At 70.9% G+C, this 22,613-nt stretch carries 16 protein-coding genes; 7 read left to right on the top strand and 9 right to left on the bottom strand.

Annotation, left to right across the window (positions count from 1 at the left end; genetic code table 11):
• Positions 1-244: 244 nt before the first annotated feature.
• The 7 genes from ACP93_RS20075 to pqqA all read right to left on the bottom strand — a co-directional run bounded on the left by ACP93_RS20075 (position 245) and on the right by pqqA (position 5,859).
• A complete protein-coding gene (locus ACP93_RS20075; protein WP_048492432.1) occupies positions 245-2,014 on the bottom strand; it encodes a chloride channel protein in 1,770 nt (589 codons plus the stop codon).
• Positions 2,015-2,031: 17 nt separating this feature from the next.
• Complete coding sequence (locus ACP93_RS20070) at positions 2,032-2,544, bottom strand: hypothetical protein (protein WP_048492431.1); 513 nt, start codon at positions 2,542-2,544, stop codon at positions 2,032-2,034.
• A 96-nt stretch (positions 2,545-2,640) separates the two neighbouring features.
• On the bottom strand, positions 2,641-3,762 hold the full coding sequence (gene pqqE / locus ACP93_RS20065; RefSeq protein WP_048492430.1) for a pyrroloquinoline quinone biosynthesis protein PqqE: 1,122 nt from the start codon (positions 3,760-3,762) through the stop codon (positions 2,641-2,643).
• Positions 3,759-4,037, bottom strand: coding sequence for a pyrroloquinoline quinone biosynthesis peptide chaperone PqqD (pqqD, locus tag ACP93_RS20060; RefSeq protein WP_048492429.1), 279 nt, complete (start codon positions 4,035-4,037; stop codon positions 3,759-3,761). The genes pqqE and pqqD overlap by 4 nt, the downstream gene beginning before the upstream one ends.
• A complete protein-coding gene (gene pqqC, locus ACP93_RS20055; protein ID WP_048492428.1) occupies positions 4,034-4,780 on the bottom strand; it encodes a pyrroloquinoline-quinone synthase PqqC in 747 nt (248 codons plus the stop codon). The genes pqqD and pqqC overlap by 4 nt, the downstream gene beginning before the upstream one ends.
• A 34-nt stretch (positions 4,781-4,814) precedes the next feature.
• A complete protein-coding gene (gene pqqB / locus ACP93_RS20050) occupies positions 4,815-5,714 on the bottom strand; it encodes a pyrroloquinoline quinone biosynthesis protein PqqB (protein WP_048492427.1) in 900 nt (299 codons plus the stop codon).
• Between the two features lie 64 nt (positions 5,715-5,778).
• On the bottom strand, positions 5,779-5,859 hold the full coding sequence (pqqA, locus tag ACP93_RS20045) for a pyrroloquinoline quinone precursor peptide PqqA (RefSeq protein WP_048492426.1): 81 nt from the start codon (positions 5,857-5,859) through the stop codon (positions 5,779-5,781).
• Between the two features lie 262 nt (positions 5,860-6,121).
• Here pqqA and ACP93_RS20040 point away from each other — a divergent pair, with 262 nt between their 5' ends.
• Both ACP93_RS20040 and ACP93_RS20035 read left to right on the top strand, forming a co-directional pair.
• On the top strand, positions 6,122-8,278 hold the full coding sequence (locus tag ACP93_RS20040; protein ID WP_048492425.1) for a RelA/SpoT family protein: 2,157 nt from the start codon (positions 6,122-6,124) through the stop codon (positions 8,276-8,278).
• Between the two features lie 225 nt (positions 8,279-8,503).
• Positions 8,504-9,931, top strand: a complete 1,428-nt coding sequence (locus tag ACP93_RS20035; RefSeq protein WP_048492433.1) for a hypothetical protein — start codon at positions 8,504-8,506, stop codon at positions 9,929-9,931.
• Positions 9,932-10,466: 535 nt separating this feature from the next.
• Here the strand turns inward: ACP93_RS20035 and ACP93_RS20030 are convergent.
• Positions 10,467-12,563, bottom strand: coding sequence for a glycosyltransferase (locus ACP93_RS20030; RefSeq protein WP_048492424.1), 2,097 nt, complete (start codon positions 12,561-12,563; stop codon positions 10,467-10,469).
• Between the two features lie 93 nt (positions 12,564-12,656).
• On the opposite strand from ACP93_RS20030, the gene mrcB reads away from it, so the two are divergent.
• From mrcB to ACP93_RS20005, 5 genes are all read left to right on the top strand, one after another.
• On the top strand, positions 12,657-15,089 hold the full coding sequence (gene mrcB, locus ACP93_RS20025; RefSeq protein ID WP_048492423.1) for a penicillin-binding protein 1B: 2,433 nt from the start codon (positions 12,657-12,659) through the stop codon (positions 15,087-15,089).
• Positions 15,090-15,112: 23 nt separating this feature from the next.
• A complete protein-coding gene (locus ACP93_RS20020; RefSeq protein WP_048492422.1) occupies positions 15,113-15,634 on the top strand; it encodes a hypothetical protein in 522 nt (173 codons plus the stop codon).
• A gap of 179 nt (positions 15,635-15,813) precedes the next feature.
• Positions 15,814-17,823, top strand: a complete 2,010-nt coding sequence (locus ACP93_RS20015; RefSeq protein ID WP_048492421.1) for a DNA repair helicase YoaA — start codon at positions 15,814-15,816, stop codon at positions 17,821-17,823.
• A 61-nt stretch (positions 17,824-17,884) separates the two neighbouring features.
• Positions 17,885-18,589: a tRNA (adenosine(37)-N6)-threonylcarbamoyltransferase complex dimerization subunit type 1 TsaB gene (tsaB, locus tag ACP93_RS20010; RefSeq protein ID WP_048492420.1), complete on the top strand. Its 705-nt coding sequence runs from the start codon at positions 17,885-17,887 to the stop codon at positions 18,587-18,589.
• Positions 18,586-19,506 (top strand): ADP-ribosylglycohydrolase family protein, encoded by a 921-nt coding sequence (locus ACP93_RS20005; RefSeq protein ID WP_048492419.1) that lies wholly within the window; start codon positions 18,586-18,588, stop codon positions 19,504-19,506. The genes tsaB and ACP93_RS20005 overlap by 4 nt, the downstream gene beginning before the upstream one ends.
• Positions 19,507-19,563: 57 nt before the next feature.
• On the opposite strand, the gene ACP93_RS20000 is transcribed toward ACP93_RS20005, so the two are convergent.
• On the bottom strand, positions 19,564-22,563 hold the full coding sequence (locus ACP93_RS20000; RefSeq protein ID WP_048492418.1) for a TonB-dependent receptor: 3,000 nt from the start codon (positions 22,561-22,563) through the stop codon (positions 19,564-19,566).
• Between the last annotated feature and the right edge of the window lie 50 nt (positions 22,564-22,613).

Here is a 22,613-nt window from a genome sequence, read left to right as displayed (position 1 = left end):
CTACGATGCAAGCTCGAAGCTTTAGGAGCGACTGGACTTCCCGCACCTCCTCCGATGATCAGTCGGAAGACATGACACCTGTTTAGGGGCGTCACGTCCAGATACAAGGAGCGGCTTCAGCCGCGACGGGGCATTACCGGTAACGCCTGTCGCGGCTGAAGCCGCTCCTACGACATGCGATCACGGCCCTTGACGTTTCAGCCCGCCGCAATCCAACGAATCCCCACTCCCCACTCCCCGCCCCTCAATCATCCACCCGCTCGCCCATCAGCTCGCGCTGGCGCTTGTCCAGTTCCTCGGCGTAGCGCTTGCGCACGAAGCTTTCGCTGAGCACGCCCAGCACCTTGCCCTGGTCGTCGACCACCGCCAGTTCGTCGCTCTGGGTCAGGTCGAACTGGCGCATGGCGGTGACCACGTCGGTGTCGGCGGGCAGGGCCACGTCGCGGTTGCCGGCGTAGTCGACGATGGCCGCGTCGGCGTTGACGCCGTCGGCATAGGCGGCGGCCAGGGTGACCAGGCCGGCGTAATGGCCGCTCTCGTCCTCCAGCACCACGCGGGTGCCTGAGCCGAGCGGGAAGCGGCGGCGGAATTCGGCCACGCTGGTGGTGGCGGTCAGCGGATGCACGTCTTTCTGCATCATCCGCCCGGCGCTGAGGTGCTTGACCCAGCCGACGTCACGCGCGCTCTTGATGGTCTCGCCGCGCAGGTGCAGGCGCCAGGTGGAGAACGAGTAGCCGAAGATCTGGCGGACGATGGTGTTGGCCACCAGCACCGCCACCATCACCGCGCTGGCCAGCACGAAGTCGTGGGTGCCTTCGAGCACCAGCATCGCCATCGTCATCGGCGCGCCGATCACCGCGGCGGCCATCGCCGCCATGCCGGCCAGCGAGGCGGCGGTGCCGTCGACCAGGGCCATGCCGCTGCCGAGATTGAGCACACCGGCGAACAGCCCGCCGACCAGCGAGCCCATGAACAGCGAGGCGAAGAACAGGCCGCCGCGGAAGCCGAAGCCCAGCGAGATGGCCGAACCCAGGCACTTGAGCAACAACAGGATGCCCAGCCAGCGCAGCGAGGTCGGGCTGGTCAGGTCCAGATGCAGCGCGCCGTGCCCGGAGGACAGCACCTGCGGGGTGATCAGCGCCAGCGGGATCAGCAGCAGGCCGCCGGCGACCGGGCGTGCCCAGCGCGGCAGCGGGCTGCGGTTGATCGCCTGTTCGATCGCGCCGATCAGGCGCATCACCGCCACCGCCAGCAGCGCGCAGAGCACGCCCAGCAGCGCGTACAGCACATAGTCGCGCGCTTCCAGAGCCGAAGCCGCCGAGGCCGGCAGCAGGTACGGCTGCACCCCGGCCAGTTGCGACACGAACACCGCGCCCAGCGAGGCCACCGCCACCGGCGCCAGCGCCGACGGCGAGTACGCGCCGATCACGATCTCGAACGCGTAGAACGCGCCGGCCAGCGGCGCGCCGAAGGCGGCGGCGATGGCCGCGCCGGCGCCGGCGCCGACCAGGGTGCGGATGTCGGCGCGGCGCAGGCGCAGCACCCGGCCCAGGTGCGAACCGCTGCCAGCGCCCATCTGCGTGTACGCCGCCTCCAGGCCGACCGAGGCGCCGACGCCGTTGGAGAACAGGGTCTGTACGGAAACGATCAGGTTGTCGCGCATCGACATGCGTCCGCCGTACAGCGCGTTGGCTTCGACGGCGTCGACCAGTTGCCGCTTGCGCGCGCGCGCGGCCATGCCCAGCAGGCCGACAAGCAGTCCGCCCAGCGGCAGCACCAGCAAATGCTGCACGCTCAGGTCCGACATGGCGCTGAGCCGCTCGTCGGCCTCCAGGCCATACAGCCATGCCTGCGCGCCGTGCGCCAGGCTGCTCTGCAACAGGGTCAGCAGGCCGGCGATCACGCCGACCAGCAGGGCCAGGGCGATGAACCAGACATCGCTGGCGCGCAGGCGCCGGCGCAGCGCATCGGCGAGGCTGTGCGAGGCGTCGGCCAGGCCCGGCCGAGGACGCATGTTCACGGCACGCGATCCTATTTGACGCGACGGACCTTGGCGCGCGTGTTGTAGGTGCCGACCTGCATGTACCAGACGCCGACGATGCCGGGGGTGATCTTCACCTTGGGCGCAGTGAGGTGCACGCTGGACAGGCTTGCCGCCTCGGTCTGTTCCCACTCCTGGCCGTTGGCCAGCACGTAGTGGCGGCCCTTGCCGAAGCCGGTGAATTCGCCGACCAGGGTGCTCTCGATCGGCTCGGCGCTGCCGAAGTCGAAGAAGCCGCGGTTCTTGGTGATCACCTCGCGGCGGCCCTCTTCCTTGGCCTTTTCCAGCGCCACCGCGGTTTCCTTGGCGACCTTGCCCTGCAGCCAGTCGTTCAGCGCGGTGAGTTCCTGCGGCGACAGCTTGTCCAGCCCGGCAGCCTTGAACTCCTGCGGCGACATCTGCGTCTGCAGATCGCCGGAGACGGTGCGCTGGGCGAGCGCCGGGGCGGCGGACACGGCGAGCGCCGCGCACAGGACCAGGGGAGCGAGACGCGCAAGGGACATGGCGGGGATCCGGGCAGTGGGATGCGCCGTAGTGTAGTCGCAAGCGGTGACCGCGCACGGCCGCCGGGTTCGCCGGGACCGCGTCGGCGCGTGGCGTCAGTCCTCGGCGGGTGTGGCCGTGGTCAGTGGGCGTGGCGGCCGCCGGTACACGAAGGCCGGGGCCGGCGCGGCGGCTTCGCGCTGCGCCAGCGCGTGCAGCGCCGCGTGCGCCGGGGCGCGTTCGCAGACCGGGTCCAGGGTCGCGGCATCGCCGCTGAGCGCCAGTGCCTGGCAGCGGCAGCCGCCCCAGTCGACCTCGCGTTTCGGGCAGCCCTGGCATACCTCGGGCATCCAGGCGCTGCCGCGGAAGCGCACGAAGGCCTCGCCGTCCTCCCAGATCGCCGCCAGCGGGCGCGTGCGCAGGTTTTCGAAGCGCATGTCCGGCAGGGTCTCGGCGGCGTGGCAGGGCAGCACGTCGCCGCGCGGGGAGATGTTGACGAAGCGCTGGCCCCAGCCGCCCATGCAGGCCTTGGGCCGGTGGGCGTAGTAGTCGGGAGTGACGAAGTCGATGTGCAGGCGATCCTGCAGCCGCAGGCGCGCGGCGTCCACCGCCGCCACGGTGGCATCGATCTGCGCGCGGCTGGGCATCAGCGCGGCGCGATTGCGCAGGCCCCAGCCGTAGTACTGGGTATGGGCCACTTCCAGGCGTTCGGCCCCGAGCTCCAGCGCCAGGTCGATCATCGCCGGGACGCGTTCGGCATTGTGCCGGTGGATCACCGCATTGATCGTCAGCGGCAGGTCGAGGGCACGCACCGCCGCGGCGAAGGCGCGCTTCTTCGCCAGGCTGTCGCGATAGCCGGCGATGCGGTCGGCGCCAGCGGCGTCGGCGTCCTGGATGCTCAGCTGCACGTGCTCCAGCCCGGCCGCGGCCAGGGCGGCCAGCATCGGCGCGCCGCCAGCCACGCCGGAGGTGATCAGGTTGCTGTACAGACCCAACCCGCGCGCATGCGCGACCAGCTCGGGCAGGTCCTTGCGCAGCATCGGCTCGCCGCCGGAGAAATGCGCCTGCAGCACGCCCATCGCCGCGGCCTGGTCCAGCGCCGAACGCCAGCCGGCGGTGTCCAGTTCCTCGCGCAGGCCGGCCAGTGCGATGGGGTTGGAGCAGTACGGGCAGGCCAGCGGGCAGCGGTGGGTCAGCTCCAGCAGGATCGACAGCGGCGGCGGCACGAGCGCGTTCATGCGCGCAGCAGCCGCTTGGCGTGCAACTGCTGCGCCAGCTCGCGCACGTCGCGTTCGACCTCGGCCGGGTCGGCCTCGAATTCGGCGGCCAGTTCCGCGGCGATCGCCGCCAGGCTACGGACGCCGTCGCAGCGCGAGACGATGGCGTGGGCGATCTCGTCCAGTTCGATCACCCGCTCCGGCGCCAGCAGTACCCATTGGCCGCGGGCGCGGTCGTGCTGCAGGCGCACGCCGGCGGCGAGCCGTGGCTGGCTGCTGGCGTCCAGCGCGCTCATGCCGCGGCCTGCGCCGCGTCCGGAGCGAACGCGTCCGGCCAGGCCACGCCCGGCTGCACGTAGGCGAAGTGCAGCGCGTCCAGTTGCGACCACAGTACACCGCACTTGAAGCGCAGCGCGTCCTGCACCAGCTGCTGCTTCTCCACGGTGTCGGCGTGGCGCTTGACGTAGTCCAGGGCGAAGTCCGAATCGCGCGGCGCCTCGTGCAGGCGATGCTCGAAATACGCCAGCGCCTCGCGCGAGACGAAGTCGTAGTGCTGCAGCATGCCGGCCACGCGGTGGCTGATGATGCCCGGCGCGAACAATTCGGTCAGAGAGGACGCGATGGCCTCCAGCAGGCTCTTCTCGCGCACGAAGTGCAGGTAGCCCTGCACCGCGAAGCGGGTGCCGGGCAGCAGGCCGCGGCCGGACTGCACCAGCTCGCGGTCCAGCCCGAGCGCGTCGGTCAGGTGCAGCCAGCGGGCGATGCCGCCGTCGCCATCGGCGCTGCCGTCGTGGTCGACGATGCGCTGGCGCCAGATCCGGCGCAGCGCCGGGTCGTCCATTCGCGCCAGGATCGCCGCGTCCTTCAGCGGGATGCAGCGCTGGTACTCGTAGCGGTTCAGCGCCCAGGCCTGGACCTGGCCGCGGTTCAGACGCCCGCTGTGCAGCAGGGCGTGGAACGGATGCTGGTCGTGGTACAGCCGCGCGCCGATCGCGCGCAGCGCCGTTTCCAGCTGCTCGGGGCTCAGCAATGCGCTCACAGGCTCGGTCTCGCGGGTGATGCGGGGAGGCGGATCACAGCGCGATCTCCATGCCGTCGTGGGCCACGTCCCAGCCGTGCGCGGCGACCGTGGCGCGTTCGGGGGAACCGGCGTCGAGGATCGGGTTGGTGGTGTTGATGTGGATGAAGACCTTGCGCGCCACCTGCAGGTCGGCGAAGGCGCGCAGGGTGCCGGCCTCGCCGTCGATGCTCAGGTGGCCCATGCGCTGGCCGGTCTTGGCACTGATGCCCAACTGCACCAGTTCGTCGTCGCGCCAAAGGGTGCCGTCGAAGAACACCAGTTCGGCGCCGCGCAGGCGCTCGCGCAGGGCATCGGTCAGCGCCGCGCAGCCGGGGATGTAGTGCAGGCGGTGCTGGCCGTCGTCGATGGTCAGGCCCAGCGTTTCCTCGGCGGAGCCGGCCAGGTCGCCGCTGTGGCGGCTTTCCATGAACAGCGGCACCTTGCCGGGTACCGCGAACGGGGTGACCTGCAGCCCTAGCAGCGACAGCGGCGTGTCCAGGGCGAACGGGTGGCGATGCACGTAGGCAGGGTGCAGCGCGTCGAACACCGGGTTCTGCGCCAGCAGGTCGAGGACGCGGCCGCTGGCATACAGGTCAAAGCGCTGGCTCTCGCGCATCGACAGCAGCCCGGCGATATGGTCGATCTCGCCGCTGGTCAGCAGCACCGCCTCGATCGGCGAATGGCGCTGGTCGCGCTGCGGCCACAGCGCGGGGGTGGCCAGCACCTGCTGGCGGAAATCGGGTGAGGCGTTGATCAGCAGCCAGCGCTGGCCATCGACACTGGCCGCGATGCTGGCCTGGGTACGGCGTTGGGCACCCGGGTGTTGCTGCCACGCGCGCTGGCTTGCGGGCGTGTGGCAGTTCCACTGCGGATGCCCTCCGCCTGCCGCCGATCCCAATACGATGAGGTGCATCCGGTCTCCGCTTTTAGCGCCTGGCCGGTCGCGCTTCGGTCGTGGGAAGGGAGGAGTGCGCGGGTCAGAGCTCGCCGGAGGCGTAGCAGTTGATTTCCGCGCCGATGCAGATTTCGCGGATCACAGGCTTGTTCCACTTCTTCATGTGCGTTCCTCTTCGAATCGGACTAGGGACGACGGCGGCGACGCATGCAGATAGCAGCGGGGCGCCGTCGCGTTCGAGCATAGGCGCGGGGGTTGGGGCGGTTGTGAAATTCCGGTAAAAGCGCCGCAAGTCGCAACCGGGTCACAGTGAGGTGGTGGTGTGTATGTGCGCTGCGTCCAGTCGGCGCGACGCGGGCGCAATTGTGAGAACGCGCACAAGCGCGTTAGTGTAGGCGGCACCGTTTCGTTAACTGCGTCCGTCCTTGAACCACACCGCCCACTCCGGCCTGGAGGCGTTGCTGCAGCGCCCGGCGGCCGCGACCCTGGCGCCCGCCCTGCGCGCGGCGCTGTTGCAGGCTTGGCAGACGCAGGCCGAGCCAGCGCCGCGGCTGCCGTGGCCGGTGCTGGCCGACACCCTGGACGCGCTGGCGCTGCTGTCCGCCGACGAGGCGTCGCTGCTGGCCGCGCTGCTGTTCGATCTGCCGGACCTGCGCGCGCAGTTGCCGCAGCTGCCGGTGGCGCCGCCGGCGCGGGCGCAGGCGGTGGCCGGGTTGCTGGAGGCCCAGGATGCCGCCGACCCGGTGTGGGCGTTGCACGCCGGGCGCGAGGCCGGGCGCAACAGCGAGGGCCTGCGCCGGCTGCTGCTGTCGATCGTGCAGGACCTGCGGGTGGTGCCGATCCTGCTGGCGCGGCAACTGGCGCAGATGCGCGTGGCCGACAAGGCGCCGGAGGCGCAGCGCCGCGCGCTGGCGCAGCTGACCCGCGACATCCATGCGCCGCTGGCCAACCGCCTGGGCATCTGGCAGCTGAAATGGGAGCTGGAGGACCTGGCGTTCCGGCACCTGGAGCCGGACACCTACCGGCGCATCGCCCGCGAGGTCGACGAGAGCCGCGTGGCGCGCGAGCGCTACATCGAGGCGGTCAAGAAGATCCTGTCCAAGGCGCTGGCCGAGCAGGGCCTGCGCGCCGAGATCAGCGGGCGGCCCAAGCACATCTACAGCATCTGGCGGAAGATGCAGAAGAAGCGCCTGGCCTTCGACCAGCTCTACGACCTGCGCGCGGTGCGGGTGATGGTCGACGACGTCGCCGCCTGCTACGCCGCGCTGGGCGTGGTGCACGCGCTGTGGGCGCCGGTGCCCAGCGAGTTCGACGACTACATCGCCCGGCCCAAGGCCAACGATTACCGCTCGCTGCACACCGCCGTGGTCGGCCCGGAAGGGCGCACGATCGAGGTGCAGATCCGTACCCACGACATGCACGCGCAGGCCGAGCTGGGCGTGGCCGCGCACTGGAAGTACAAGGAAGGCGGCAAGGGCGCCGAGAAGGCCTTCGACCGCAAGATCACCTGGATGCGGCAGCTGCTGGAGCAGTCGCAGGACGGCGAGCAGGGCGGCCTGGCCGGGGCGCTGGACGCCGAGCTGGTCGAGGACCGGGTCTATGCGCTGACCCCGATGGGCGAGGTGATCGACCTGCCGCAGGGCGCCACCCCGCTGGATTTCGCCTACCACGTGCACACCATGGTCGGGCACCGCTGCCGCGGCGCCAAGGTCAACAACCGCATCGTGCCGCTGACCCACAAGCTGCGCAGCGGCGACCGCGTGGAGATCCTCACCGGCAAGGAGGCCGAGCCGCGCCGCGACTGGCTGCTGCCGGCCAACGGCTACCTGGCCAGCGGGCGTTCACGCGACAAGGTGCGCGCCTGGTTCCACAAGCTGGACCGCGCGCGCAACGTGCAGGCCGGCAAGGACCTGCTGGAACGCGAACTCAAGCGCCTGGGGTTGCAGCACGCCGACCTGTTGCCGGCGGCGAAGAAGTTCCATGCCGATGGCGTGGAGGAGTTGTATATCCAGGTCGCGCTGGGCGACGTCGGCCCCAGCCAGGTCGGCCGTGCGCTGCACGAGGCCGAGCGCGCCGCGGCGCAGCCGGCCGCGCCGGCGCTGCCGCGGCCGACCGCCCGCCGTACCGGCCTGGGCAAGTCCAAGTTCACCGTGCAGGGCGTGGGCAATCTGCTGGTGCAACTGGCGCGCTGCTGCCAGCCGGTGGCCGGCGAGCCGATCGCCGGCTATTTGACCCGGACCCGCGGCGTCACCGTGCATCGCAGCGACTGCGCCGCGTTCGCGCGATTGGCCGCCAGCCATCCGCAGCGGGTGCTGCCGGTGGAGTGGGGCCAGGCCGGCGGCGGTTACGAGGTCGACGTGCTGGTGCGCGCGGTGGATCGGCGCTGGCTGCTCAAGGACATCACCAACCTGATCGCCCAGGAAGAGGCGCACGTGCTGGAGATCAACAGCGAGAACGTGCGCGACAGCGGCCTGGCGCAACTGCGGTTGCGGCTGAAGGTCGGCGATTACGGGCAACTGTCCACCTTGCTCGGCAAGCTCGACGCGCTGCCGGGCGTACACGAGGCGCGGCGGCTGGGCTGAGTGCAGGGCGGGTGCCTGCGCAGGCTCGGGACGAGACGTCCGATCTGTGCAGCGCGGCGGGTGTCTGCATCTGCCGGCGCGACGCACAGCTGTTCGTCATCGGCCCGGCGCTAAGCTTGCGCGGTGAGCATGCTGCCGGATCAGGTCAGGGACGAACCCAAGCGCAGGCAGCGGCCGGTGCCGCTGTGGCGCGATCGGCGTGTCTGGCGCTGGGCGTTGGCGCTGATGCTGGTGCTGGCGGCGGTCGTGGTGGTGTTCCGCCGCCCGCTCGCCGACCTGGTCTGGCCGGAGACGCGCATCCAGCAACTGCTCGATCAGGGCCATGCGGCACTGCGCGCGGGCCGGCTCAGCGCTGCCGACGGCAGCGGCGCGCGCGAGCGCTTCGAGGCTGCGCTGGCGCTGGACGGCGACCGCATGCAGGCGCGCGTCGGGCTGGCCGCAACCGGGCGCGCGGCGCTTGGGCAGGCGCGCGCAGCGTTGGCCGCCGGCCGCTACCCGCAGGCACGCGAGGCGCTGGCGCTGGCGCGCGCGCTGCAGGTCCCGCGCGCCGATGCCGATCGCATCGAGGCGGCACTGCGCGCGCGCGAGGCCGCGCACGCCGGCATCGATCAATTGCTGCAGCGGGCGGCGCAGGCGCGCCGCGACGGGCATCTGGACGATGGCCCGGACGCGGCCCTGCCGCTGTACCAGCGCGTGCTGGAGTACGCGCCGGAACGCACCGCGGCGCTGGAAGGTCGCGAGGATGCGTTGTCGGAACTGTTGCAGCACGCGCGCAGCGCGCTGGCACGCGGCGATCTGGCCGCTGCCGCGGCGTTGGTGGAGCGCGCGCGCGGCTACGACGCCGGCCATGTCGACCTGCCCGAGACCCAGGCGGAACTGAACCGCGCGCTGGAACGCCTGCAGCGCGCGGCCGAGCAGGCCATGCGCCGGCAGCGCCTGGACGCGGCGGCACAGGCGTTTGCGCAGTGGCGCGCGGCGGTGCCGGATGCGGCCGGCGCCAACGACGGTCTGGAACGGGTGGCGGCGGCCTACGCCTTGCAGGCGAGCCGCGCCGCCGCCGATTTCCGTTTCGGCGAGGCCGAGCGCGCGCTGCGCAAGGGCCAGGCGCTGGCACCCGACAGCCGCGCGCTGGCCGACGCCAGGCAGGCGCTGCAGCGCGCCCGGCAGAGCCAGGCCACGCCGCAATCGCGGATATCGCCGGCCGAGCGCGAGCGGCGCCTGCAGCGCTTGCTGGCCGATCTGCAGGCCGCCGAGGCGCGCGGCGACTGGTCGACCCCGCCTGGCGCCAGCGCCTACGACAGCTTGCTCGCGGCGCAGATCCTGGCGCCGCGCGATGCGCGGGTGCGCGCGGCCGAACAGCGCGTGCTGGCGGCGCTGCGGCGCTGTTTCGACGATGCCATGCGCGGCAACCGGGTGCTGGCAGCCAGCGCCTGCTACGACGCCTGGCGCGCGCTGGCACCGGGCGGCAACGGCCTGGCCACCGCGCGCCGGCGCCTGGCGCAGCGCTGGCTGGCGGTGGGCGATGAGCGGCTGAGCGGCGGCGATGCCGCGTTCGCGCGGCAGGCGCTGCAGCGCGCCCGCGCGATCGATCCGGCCACCCCGGAACTGGGCGCCTTCGAGCGCCGTTTGCGCAGTCTCAGTCCGGGGCGCTAGTGCGGGCGGTGCAGGTGAAGTCTTCCGTTGGCTGAGGCTGCGTCGCGTCGGGACTGAAGTCCCTCCCACAAGGGGGGCTCGGATGTTCCTGCGATCGTTGCGTTTCCGTGGCTGCGTGCGTCGTGGTTTGCAGCGCCTGGCGAGCGTCGGTGCGGCAACGCCGGCCGCAATGGCATGCGATGGATATCAGGGGGCGTCCGATCGTGACGGCAGGTGCACAAGTTAGGTGCACGCGTAGGAGCGGCTTCAGCCGCGACAGGCGTTCCCGGTAACGCCTGTCGCGGCTGAAGCCGCTCCTACGAGCCGATGGACGCTGTGGCGAAAGGGACTCGCCAGAATTGCGCGCCAGTTTCGAGGCGGGTCGCAGAGGCGTCGGGGCTGAAGCCCCTCCCACAGATGCAGATGAGCATTCCTGCGGCGCGTGCGACGCGCGCTTGCATCCGCACAGAACCGCCCCAACCAGTAGCGACGCCCGCGGGATGTTGTGGGAGGGACTTCAGTCCCGACGCGATAGACAGCGCCGCGCCACCGCCGCTCAGGCCAGGAACGCCTCGCGCACCGTGGCGCGGGCGGCGTCCAGCGAGAAGTGGGTTTCGATGTTGCGCAGGCCGTTGTCGGCCAGCCGCTGCCACAGCGCCGGATCGGCGTACAACTGCGCGATGGCGTCGGCAAACGCTGCAGGGTCGTCGGCGATCAGTACGTCCTCGCCGTCGCGCAGGTGCATGCCTTCCACCGCGCACGCGGTGGCCACCACCGGCTGGCCATGGGCCATGCTCAGGTTGACCTTGCCCTTGACCCCCGCGCCGAAACGCAACGGCGCCACGGCGATGCGCATGCCGTCCATGTAGGCGGCGATGTCGGGGACGTGGCCCAGCAGTTCGACGCCGGCGGTGGCTTCGCCGAGGCGGCGGATGTCCTCCGGCATGTCTGCGCCGATGCAGTGGAAGCGCACCTCCGGCAGGCGCGTGCGCACCGCCGGGAACACCTCCTGCAGGAACCAGCGCACCGCGTCCACGTTGGGCGCATGGCGGAAGCCGCCGACGAATACCAGGTCGCGGCGCTGTGCCCACGGCAGGCCGGGACCGGCGACCTCGTGCAGGTTCGAGATCAGCGCCGTGCGCACCTGCGGCGCCTCGCGCTGCAACTGTTCGCGTTCGACTGCGCTGACCAGCACAGTCACCTCGACCTGCGCCATCACCTCCAGTTCGCGCGCGCGGGTGCGCTCGGCCTCGCGCAATAGGCGCGCGTCGCCGGCCAGTTCGGCACCGCGGCGTTCGCGCAGGTAGTGCAGGTCCACGGTGTCGAACAGCCGCCGCGCCTGCGGCGCGAACCGGCGCAGCAGCGGCAGGCAGGCGTGGGCGACGTGGTGGCGCACCAGCAGCACGCTGTGAAAGCGCGCGCCGTGCTGCTGCAGGAACCAGGTGAGGTTCTTCAAGTAGGGCGCATACCACACCTCCACGCCGAGCCGCTGCAGTGCCTCACTGTGGCGGCTGGCATAACTGCGCTCGCTGGGCACGAACACCACGTGCGCGCCTTCCTGCAGCAGCAAACGGATGAGGTTGAGCTGGCGCAGCGAGGCGGAGTCGCGGTCCGGCTGCGGCAACGTTTCGTCCAGGATCAGCACCTGGCGCTGCTGTCGATGCAACAGGGCCGGTGTCGGCACCTCGCCCGGCGCCAGGTGCCGCGGGAGTGTCTGCTCCCACTTGGCGGCGAAGATCGCGCGGTTGCGTGCCTGGTAGGCCTTGATCCCGCTGCCGGTGTCGGTGCCGTTGCTGGTGCCCTCGTCGTGCACCACGCGGCTGGCCGGTTGCACCAGCGTGCGCAAGCCGGCCGCACGCACTGCGAAGGACAGGTCGGTGTCCTCGTAGTAGGCCGGCATGTAGCGCGTATCGAAGCCGCCCAGCGCCAGGAAGCGCGCGCGCTCGATCGCCAGCGCCGCACCGCTGCCGTAGTCGACGTCGCGCAGGTAGGCATAGCGCGGATCGTCGGGCGACTCGAAGCGGCCGTAGCTCCAGCCGCTGCCGTCGGCGAAGACCACGCCGCCGGCATCCTGCAGGCGGCCGTCGGGATACAGCAGTTGCGCGCTGACCAGGCCGGCTTGCGGCACCTGCGCGAAGGTGTCCAGCAGCGCGTCCAGCCAGCCCGGTTGCGGCACGGTGTCGTTGTTGAGGAACACCAGGTAGCGGCCCTGCGCACGCGTGGCGCCGTCGTTGCAGGTGGCGATGAAGCCGCCGTTGCGCTCGCGCACGTGGTAGTGCAGGCCGACCACCTGTGGCATCCACTGCGGGGTGGCGTCGCTGCTGCCGTCGTCGATCACCAGGATCTCGCACGGCACGGCCGGCGGATGCGCGGCCAGTGCGCGCAGGCAGGCGAGGGTATGCGCGACGTGGTTGTAGACCGGGATCACGATGCTGACCAGCGGCGCGGGACTGTTCGGCACCGCGAACGGGGCGAACGGCGCCGGTTCCACCGCGAATAGCGCGCGCTGCGGCGGCGGCAGCGGTTGCGCATGCACGCGCAGGCGTTGCCAGGTGCTGCGCCAGCCGCGCGTGCGCAGGCTCGCCAGGCCGCGCCGGACCAGGCCGGCCAGGCGGTTCAGGGCGTAGCGCGCATTCGCCCACGACATCGACATCCGGGACCACTCCAACTTAAACGAAGAGGCCGCCGCGCCGCGCTGCCCGCTGGGCTGCGCTAGACTCGGCGGAATTTACATTCTCGCATTCCCGTGCCCCGACGCTACGACGATCACGACACCGACGATCAGGACGACGCCCTGGACAGCCCCGCCGCCGTATGGCGCCGGCGTTTGCTCACCTGGGGCCTGGCTGCCGCCGCACTCGGCCTGGGCTTCCTGATTCCGTACACGGTCTATCTGAACAAACAGGTCACTCAGCGCTTCGGCGAACTGCGCTGGCAGATTCCCACCCGCGTGTACGCCCGGCCGCTGGTACTGGCGCCGGACACGGCGATGGACCCGCAGACGCTGAAGACCGAACTGGATGCGGCCAGCTATCGCGCCGACGCCGGTGCCGAGCGTCCCGGCAGCTATCAGCAGGACGGCAGCCGCTTCACCATCGCCAGCCGCGGCTACGTCGACGTCGATGGGCGCGTCGCGCCGCGGCGCATCGAGGTCGGTCTGGCTGGCGGCCGCGTGGTGGCGCTGCGCGATGCGCAGACGCGCAAATCGCTGAAGGCCGCGCGGCTGGATCCGGCGCGCATCGCCACGCTGTACGGGCAGAAGCAGGAAGAGCGGCGCCTGGTGCGCGTGGATGAGGTGCCGGAACTGCTGGTCACCGGCCTGCAGGCGGTCGAGGACCGCGACTTCAATTCGCACCACGGCGTCGACCTCAGCGGCATGGTCCGCGCGGCCTGGGTGATGGTGCGCTCCGGCGGCAAGAGCCGGCAGGGCGCCAGCACCCTGACCCAGCAGCTGGCACGCAGTGGCCTGCTCGGCATCGGCAAGGAACAGACCGTCACCCGCAAGTTCAACGAGATCCTGTACGCGCTGATCATGGAAGCGCGCTACGACAAGCGCACCATCCTCGAGGCGTATCTGAACCAGGTGTACCTGGGCCAGCGCGGCAGCCAGGCGGTGCATGGCGTGGCTTCGGGCGCGGAGTTCTGGTTCGGCCGCGAACTCGATGCGCTGGCACCGGAGCAGGTGGCGCTGCTGATCGGCCTGGTCAAGGGGCCGTCCTACTACGACCCACGGCGCTATCCCGAGCGCGCGCTGGACCGGCGCAACTTCGTGCTCGGCAAGCTGCGCGAGAGCGAGCTGATCGACGAACCCACCTATCGCAAGGCGCTGGCCGCGCCGCTGGGTGTGCCGGCCGAACCCGGCCTGGTCGCGGCCAACCGCTTCCCGGCCTATGTCGACCTGGTGCGGCGCCAGCTGGCGCGCGATTACCCCGAAAGCGCGCTGCAGGGCGCCGGCCTGAGCGTGCTGACCGGCATGTCGCCGTCGGCGCAGGCCTATGCCGAAGGCGCGGTGACGCGCACCATCACCTCGCTGGAGACCAACAAGAAGCGCCCGCCGCTGCAGGCCGGGCTGGTGCTCACCGATACCCACAATGGTGAAGTGCTGGCGGTGGTCGGCAGCCGCGACGTCGCCCAGCCCGGCTTCAACCGCGCGATCGAGGCGCAGCGCCAGGTCGGGTCGCTGCTCAAACCGTTCGTGTACCTGCTGGCGCTGGCGCAGCCGGACCGCTTTTCGCTGGCCAGTTGGGTCGACGACACCCCGGTCACCGTGCAACTGGGCCGCGGCCGTACCTGGAGCCCGGGCAATTCCGATGGCCGCAGCCACGGCACGGTGCGCGTGGTCGATGCGCTGGCGCACTCCTACAACCAGGCCACGGTGCGCGTCGGCATGCAGGTCGGGCCGGAGCGCGTTGCGCAGTTGGTGAAGGTGCTGGCCGGCATCGAGGCCGAGGTCAACCCCTCGCTGATCCTCGGCGCGACCGACCAGAGCCCGTATGCGATGGCGCAGCTGTACCAGTTCCTGGCCTCCGGCGGCGAGATCCAGCCGTTGCATGCGGTGCGCGGCGTGCTCGATCCGCAGGGCAAGCTGCTCAAGCGCTACGACAAGACCCCGGCGCCGGCGCAGGAGGGCGACTCCATCGCCGCCAATCTGGTCGGCATGGCGCTGCAGCAGGTGGTCAGCAACGGCACCGCGCGGCAGCTGCTCAGCGACGGCCTGGGCAAGCTGTCGCCGGCCGGCAAGACCGGCACCAGCAACGACGGCGTGGACAGCTGGTACGCCGGCTACACCGGCGACCACCTGGCGGTGATCTGGATCGGCAACGATCAGAACAAGCAGACCGGCCTGTACGGCGCCACCGGCGCGATGCGGGTCTGGTCGGGCATCTTCTCGCGGCTGCCGAGCGCACCGCTGCAGGTGCAGGGCAAGGGCATCGACTGGCAGTGGATGGACCCGGTGGGGTACAACAGCACCGACTCGACCTGCGCCGGCGCGCGCCAGTTCCCGTTCGTGGTCGGCTTCGTGCCGGCGTACGCCGCATGCACCCCGCCGCAGGCGCTGCCGGAAGAGGCCGCGCCCGCCGAGGGCGAGCACCAGGGCGGCGGCTGGCGCAGCTGGTTCGGCCTGGACAAGAAGAAAGACCCGCCTGCCGACGCGGCCGCGCCGCCGCCGGCACATTGATTCCCGGATTCCGGATACCGCTCATGATCCCACGTCTTCCCGCCATCGCCGCCCTCAGCCTGCTGCTCGCCTCGTGCGTCAGTGCGCCGCCGCCGCCGCCCCCGGCCGCGCCGGTGGACACCACCACGCCGGCGCAGCGCATCGCCGCGATCGACGCCAGCGGCGGTGCCGACGACACCGAACTGAGCGTGCAGCCGCTGCGCGATCCGGAAGTCGAGGACCTGCGCGAGGGCGCCAAGCGCAAGCGCAATGCCGGCGACTTGGCCGGCGCCGCCGCGGCGCTGGACCAGGCGCTGAAGCTGGTGCCGGAGGACCCGGCGCTGCTGCAGGACCGCGCCGAAGTGGCACTGCTGCAGAAGGACGACGCCCAGGCCGAAGCCTTCGCCAAGCGCGCCATCGACCTCGGCTCGCAGACCGGCCCGCTGTGCCGCCGCCACTGGGCGACCATCGAACAGGCGCGCCTGGCTCGCGGCCAGAAGGAAAACGCGGCCTCGGCGCATGCGCAGATCGCCGGGTGCACGGTGCCGGGGATCAAGAGGTACTGAAGGCCGGGATTGGGGAGTTGGGATTGGGGATTGGCAAGAGCGCATTTCCGCGCGTGCAGGCTGAAGTCCCTCGTTGGCGTGTCCTGCGGCTTGTTGGCCGAACGCACTGATCCGCGACGCGCACGCCTTCTGCTTTTGCCAATCCCCAATCCCGACTCCCCAATCCCGGCACCACCCCCATGTCTTTAGCCCATGCAAGCACCGAAGCGCTCAGCGAAGGCGGTGCGCTTGCGCGCCAGCGCGATGCGTTCGTGCCGCGGCCGGCGCAGTTGCGGTTGACTGCGGCGATCGCCGAGGCGTTCGAGCAGCGCGACGTGCTGCTCGCCGAGGCCGGGACCGGCACCGGCAAGACCTATGCGTATCTGGTGCCGGCGCTGCTGTCGGGGCTCAAGACCATCGTCTCCACCGGCACCCGCGCGCTGCAGGACCAGCTCTACCACCGCGACCTGCCACGGGTGCGGGCCGCGTTGGGCGTGGGCCTGAGCAGCGCGCTGCTGAAGGGGCGCGCCAACTATCTGTGCAAGTACCGCCTGCAGCAGGCGCGCGGCGAGCCGCGCTTCACCGCGCGCGAGCAGGTTGCGCAGTTCCAGCGCATCGTCGCCTGGAGCGGGCGCACCCGCGTCGGCGACATCGCCGAGCTGGACGCGCTGGCCGACGATTCGCCGCTGCTGCCGCTGGTCACCTCCACCGTGGACAACTGCCTGGGCACCGAGTGCCCGTTCTGGGGCGAATGCTTCGTGGTGCAGGCGAGGCAGCGCGCACAGGCCGCTGACCTGGTGGTGGTCAACCACCACCTGCTGCTGGCCGACCTGGCGCTGAAACAGGAGGGCTTCGGCGAGATCCTGCCCGGTGCGCAGGCCTTCGTGATCGACGAGGCGCACCAGTTGCCGGAGCTGGCGGCGAACTTCTTCGGCGAGGGCTTCGGCATGCGCCCGCTGCAGGAACTGGCGCGCGACTGTGTGGCCGAGAGCCGGCATGTCGCCGGTGCGCTGGCCAGCCTGCAGGCGCCGGTGCAGGCGATCGAGCAGACCCTGCGCGAACTGCGCGCGGCGATGGAGGGGCTGCCGGTGCGTGGCACGCAATGGCGGCTGTTGGCCAAGCCGCAAGTGCGCGACGGCTTCGATGCGCTGCTGGCCGATCTGGCGCGGCTGCAGGAGCCGCTGGCCGTGCTGCGCGAGGCCTCGCCCGGTTTCGATGCCTGCGCGGCGCGCGCGCGCGAGCTGCGCACGCGGCTGGGCCGCTGGCTCGGCGAGGATGCGCCGATTCCGGATTTCGAGGCCGAGCCGGAAGCGGACGCGCCAAGCAACGACGTGCTGTGGTACGAGCTGACCCCGCGCGGCTTCCGCTGCCAGCGCACGCCGCTGGACGTGTCCGGGCCGCTGCGCGCGCACCGCGAGGCCTCGCACGCGGCCTGGGTATTCACCTCGGCGACGCTGGCGGTGAAGGGCGAGTTCGAGCACATCGCCACCCGCCTGGGCCTGCGCGACCCGATGACCTTGCTGCAGCCCAGTCCGTTCGACTGGGCGCGGCAGGCGCTGTGCTACCTGCCGACGCTGCCCGATCCGGCGGCACGCGGCTTCGGCACCGCGCTGATCGCCGCACTGCAGCCGGTGCTGGAGGCCTCGCAGGGCCGCGCCTTCCTGCTGTTCGCCTCGCACCGCGCGCTGCGCGAGGCGGCCGAGGCGCTGCGCGACGGCCCCTGGCCGCTGTTCGTGCAGGGCGAGGCGCCGCGCGCGACCTTGCTCGAGCGCTTCCGCGCCTCCGGCAACGGCGTGCTGCTCGGCTCGGCCAGCTTCCGCGAGGGCGTGGACGTGGTCGGCGATGCGCTGAGCGTGGTGGTGATCGACAAGCTGCCGTTCGCCGCGCCCGACGATCCGGTGTTCGAGGCGCGCCTGGACGCGATCCGCCGCGACGGCGGCAACCCGTTCCGCGACGAGCAGTTGCCGCAGGCGGTGATCGCGCTCAAGCAGGGCGTGGGCCGGCTGATCCGCAGCGAGCGCGACCGCGGCGTGCTGGTGCTGTGCGACCCGCGCCTGCTGAGCAAGTCCTACGGCCGCACCTTCCTGGAGTCGCTGCCGCCGTTCGCCAGGACGCGCGATGTGGAGGACGTGCGCCAGTTCTTCGCCGCCGAGCCCCCGGCGCTGGGCGATAATCCCGAGACCGCGACGCCACCGGCCGCGTCACACTAGCCGACGCGCCGCTCTTGCTGTTGCGAATCCCAACTCCCGAATCCCCAATCCCGGCTCCTCAATGAACCTCCTCGCCTTCGAAACCTCCACCGAAGCCTGCTCCGTCGCCGTCATGGTCGGCGACCGCGTGCTGGAGCGCTTCGAACTGGCGCCGCGGCGGCATGCAGAACTGGCGTTGCCGTGGGCCGAGCAACTGCTGGCCGAGGCCGGCATCGGCCGTCGCCAGCTCGATGCGGTGGCCTTCGGTCGCGGTCCCGGCGCGTTCACCGGGGTGCGCCTGGCCATCGCGGTCGCGCAGGGCATCGCCCTGGCGCTGGACCTGCCAGTGCTGCCGGTGTCCACGCTGCAGGTGCTGGCGCTGCGCGCGCCGGCCGATGCGCCGCGAGTGCTGGCGGCGATCGATGCGCGCATGGGCGAGGTCTACACCGCGGCCTACGCGCGGCAGGCCGATGGCGGCCTGCAGGCGCTGACCGCGGAGCAGGTGTTGAGTCCAGAGGCCTTCGTGTTGCCGGAGCCGGACGCGGCCTGGAGCGCCGTCGGCACCGGCCTGGCGGCGGTCGATGGCACCTTGCAACGGCGCTTCGGCGCGCACTGGCGCAGCGCCGATGCGCAGGCGCTGCCGCATGCGGCCGACGTGCTGACCCTGGCCGCGGCCGCCTACGCGCGCGGCGAAGGGATCGCGCCGGAACGCGCCGAACCGGCCTACCTGCGCGACAACGTCGCCCTGACCCTGGCCGAGCAACAGGCGCAGCGGGCCGCGCGATGAGCGCCGCGGTGACGCCCGGCGACCGCTTCCGCGGTTGCCTGCTGGGGTTGGCAGTCGGCGACGCGTTGGGGACCACGCTGGAATTCAAGGCGCCCGGCAGTTTCGCGCCGATCGACGACATGATCGGCGGCGGCCCGTTCGAGCTGCGGCCGGGGCAGTGGACCGACGACACCTCGATGGCGCTGTGCCTGGCGCACAGCCTGCTGTACCGGCAAGGCTTCGACGCTGCCGATCAGATGAACCGCTACTGCAACTGGTACCGGCACGGCTACCTGAGCAGCACCGGCACGTGCTTCGACATCGGCAACACGGTGCGCGCGGCGCTGGAGCGCTATCTGCAGGGCGGACCGGCGTTCAGCGGCAGCGACGATCCGCGCGCGGCCGGCAACGGCGCGTTGATGCGGCTGGCGCCGGTGGCGATGTTCTATGCGCAGCGCCCCGACGAATTGGGCGAGCGCGCCGCCGACAGTTCGCGCACCACCCATGCCGCAGCCGAGGTGCTCGACGCCAGCCAGCTGTTCGCCTTCCAACTGCGCGCCGCCTTGCTGGGCGACGCCCGTGCGCAGGTGCTGCAACCGGCGGACGTACCGCCGATGCAGACCCCGGCGCTACATGCGCTGGCCGTGCGCGACCATGCGGCGGTGCCGGCAATGCAGATCCGCGGTACCGGCTACGTGGTCGATGCGCTGTCGGCGGCGCTGTGGTGTTTCGCCACCACCGAGTGCTTCGCGGATGCGGTGCTGCGCGCGGCCAACCTGGGCGACGACGCGGATACCACCGCAGCCATCTGTGGGCAACTGGCCGGTGCCTTCTATGGCCTCGATGGGATCCCCGCGGCCTGGCGCACGCGCGTACAGGATGCCGCCGAGATCGTGGCCTTGGCCGATCGCCTGCACGCGGCCAGCCTCACACCCTGAGGCCGTGTAGGGTGCCGACCGCCAGCGGCCGGCACCCGTGCGCACCGCCAGCGCGCCTCAGTAGTCGTAGCTGACGCTCAACCGCAGCGAGCGCGGCGCCTGGCGCAGCAGGGCCGCGCCATACACCGGGTCCGGGTTCCCCGGGCCCGTCTCCGAGTACGGGTACTTCCACAGCGTGGCCTGGCCGTTGAAGACGTTGAACACGTCCAGGGTGAAGGCCAGTTTGCGCTCGGCGTAGGCCGGCCGCCACGACACGCCGAGATCCAGTTGCTGCAGCCACGGCAGGCGACCCTGGCTGCCTGGAGGCGCCGGCTGGCCTTCGTAGTAGTGATAGGCAATGCCATAGCCGGAGGGGTCGCTGTGGTCGGGGCCGTAGGAACCCAGTGCACTGAACGGCGAACCGGAGATCAGCTTGAGGTTGGCCGACACCAGCCACGCCGGGTTGATCTGGTAGTAGCCGTAGAACTTGAACTGATGGGTGTGGTCGTTGCTCTGCGGGCCGTTGGTGTGTTCCATCAACTGCGCGTAGTCCCAGGCCTGGGTGGTGGATACCGCGGTCTGGCCGATGCCCGACAGCAACTGCCCTTCGGTGGTGCCGTAGCTGCGCGACCAGGTGTAGTCGAGGCGGCCGTACCAGCGCTGGTCGAACGGATGCTCCAGCGACAGGTTGAGCCCGTAGTAGTTGCGCTTGAACGCGGGGAAGCCGAACTGCGCGTTGCTCAGCGGCACCTTGACGTAGTTGCCCGAGGTGTCGACCAGGGTGAAGGTGTTGGCCCGGCCTGGGTTGATCAGCCAGCAGCTGACCGGATTGCTGGCCAGGGTCACCGTGTGCCCTTGCGCCGCGGCGGCGGCGAACACGGTATCGCTGTCGCAGTAGTCGTCCACGCCGCTGCGCAGGACGCGGTAGGTGCCCTTGGCGCCGTAGACCCAGCTGTCGCCCCAGGCCTTGGTGAAGCCAAGGATGAATTCGTCCTGGAACGAGGGCTTGATCCCTTGCGTGGCGACGGTCTTGGGATCGGGCAGGATGCCGTAGTTGTTGTTGGACGAGACCGCGCCGGAGATCTGGGTCAGGCCCGTGGGATAGCCATTGGCGTCGATGCCGCCGTAGGTGTAGTAGGTGGACGTGGCCAGGGTGGCGCCAGCGGCGTTGAACGCCGGATTCAGCGGCAACGCCAGGTAGTAGCGGCCGGCGTTGCCGTACACCTTGAAACGCGCATCGCCGTCGACATCCCAGCTGAAGCCCAGCCGTGGCGCCCATTGCCCGCTGGTCTGCTTGATGTACGGCGCGCCGTCGCGATTGTAGTTGGTGAACTGGTCCAGGCGCAGGCCGAGGCTGAGCAGCAGCCGGTCGTTGACCTGCCAGTTGTCCTCCACGTACTGCGCGCGCTGCGCCGAGCGCACCGACGCCAGCGCGCTGTAGATGTACTTGCGCACGTAGTAGCCGTCCTGGCCGTTGGGGTAGCCGCCGGTGGCCGGGACGCCGAGCCCGGTGTTGATCGGCACGTTGGGACTGGCTTGGCCGTAGATCCAGTAATAGCCGTCGCCGGAGGCCACCGAACCGCGGTTGAGTGCGCGCGCGTTCTGGTTGTCGATGCCGATGGTGATGCTGTGCGCGCCGATGGCGTAGTTGAGGTCCAGGCGCAGGTTGTCGGTGCGGTTGCCGCGCGCCGGATCGACCAGCAGCGCGGTGGTCTGCGCATTGGTGATCGGAGTGCCGCCGGTGTAGGCCGGGTTCTGGAAACCGGGGCTGGAGAGATAGGTCAGCGTGCCGTTGTAGCTGGGATTGCGGCTGTAGTCGTCGGTACGCTGCTGGCCGTACAGGGCACTGAAGGTCAGCCGATCGGTGAGGTAGCCGGTGTACTTGGCGCTCCACAGGTCGCCACCGGTCTTGGTGGTGTCGGCATCGCCGCGCAGCGCGCCGATGTCGCGGCCGCTGTACTGGGAGTACGTGCCGCGGGTGATGTAGCGGCTGGAGGCGCCGGTGATTTCCAGCAGCTGACTGTCGCTGATGTTCCAGTCGAGCTTGGCGTACCAGCTCGGCCGGCGGTACTGGTAGTCGTAGTAGTACGGGCCCGGTGTGGTCTCACGTGCGCCATAGAAGCGATCGCCGTCCTGGCGCTGCAGTTCGTAGGCGCCGAAGAAGAACAGCCGATCCTGGATCAACGGACCACCGGCGTAGACGCTCTGGCTGCTGAGCGTGGAGCCGCTCTTGCTGTCCGGCCTGTACAGCGCACCGTTGCCGGGCGCATACACATCCTTCTGCGCGGAGCGCAGGCCGTCCGGTTCCCAGGTCGCCTGGCCGCCGAAATGCCATTCGTTGCTGCCGCGCTTGCCGACGGCGTTGAGCACGCCGCCGTCGGAACGGCCGTACTTGGCGCTGTAGCCGCCGGTGTAGACCTCCAACTGGTCGATGCTGCCGTAGGGCAGGGTCAGCCCGCCCAGGCCGCGCAGCGGGTCGGTGGTGTTGAAGCCATTGATGTAATACGCGTTCTCCGCCGACGAGGCACCGCCGAAGCTGAGCAACTGCGCACCGGTCGGGCCGATGTAGGTGCCGCTGCCGCTGTTGCCGGCGACGCCGGGGGCCAGCTGTGCGATGGCTTCGGCCGAGCGGCCCAGCGGCAGGCGCTGCAGCTGTTCGGCATTGATCACGGTGCGCGAGTCCACGCTGCTCACGTCGATCGCGGCGGCGGCACGGTCGGCGCTGACCCGGACGCCGGCCAGGCTGGTGGTGGCGGGAGTGAAGGAGACGTCGGTGACGGCACCGACGGTGAGGCCGACGCCATCGCGGCTGCCCAGCACGCTGCCGTCGGCACCCTTGGCGATGATGGTGTAGGTGCCCAGCGGCAACTGGCCTACGCTATAGCGGCCGTGTGCGTCGACCGCGACCTCGCGGCTGAGGCCGCTGTCGCTGCGCACCAGGATGCGCTGGGTATCGGCCGGTGCCTGGCCGGCGACGGCGCCGGTGGTGGACTGGGCCTGCGCCGGCGGCAGGATGAGGGCGGCACTCAGTGCCAGGGCGAGCAGGGCGGGCCTGCGGAGGGAACGGTGATTGTGCATGCGGGGGCGGCTCGGGTGGGAGTGGTGGGGCGGGGCACGCCGCGCCGACT

Origin of the sequence: Xanthomonas sp. NCPPB 1128 (genome assembly GCF_001043115.1) — a bacterium.
Lineage (GTDB): Bacteria > Pseudomonadota > Gammaproteobacteria > Xanthomonadales > Xanthomonadaceae > Xanthomonas_A.
This window is presented reverse-complemented; position numbering and strand designations above follow the sequence as displayed.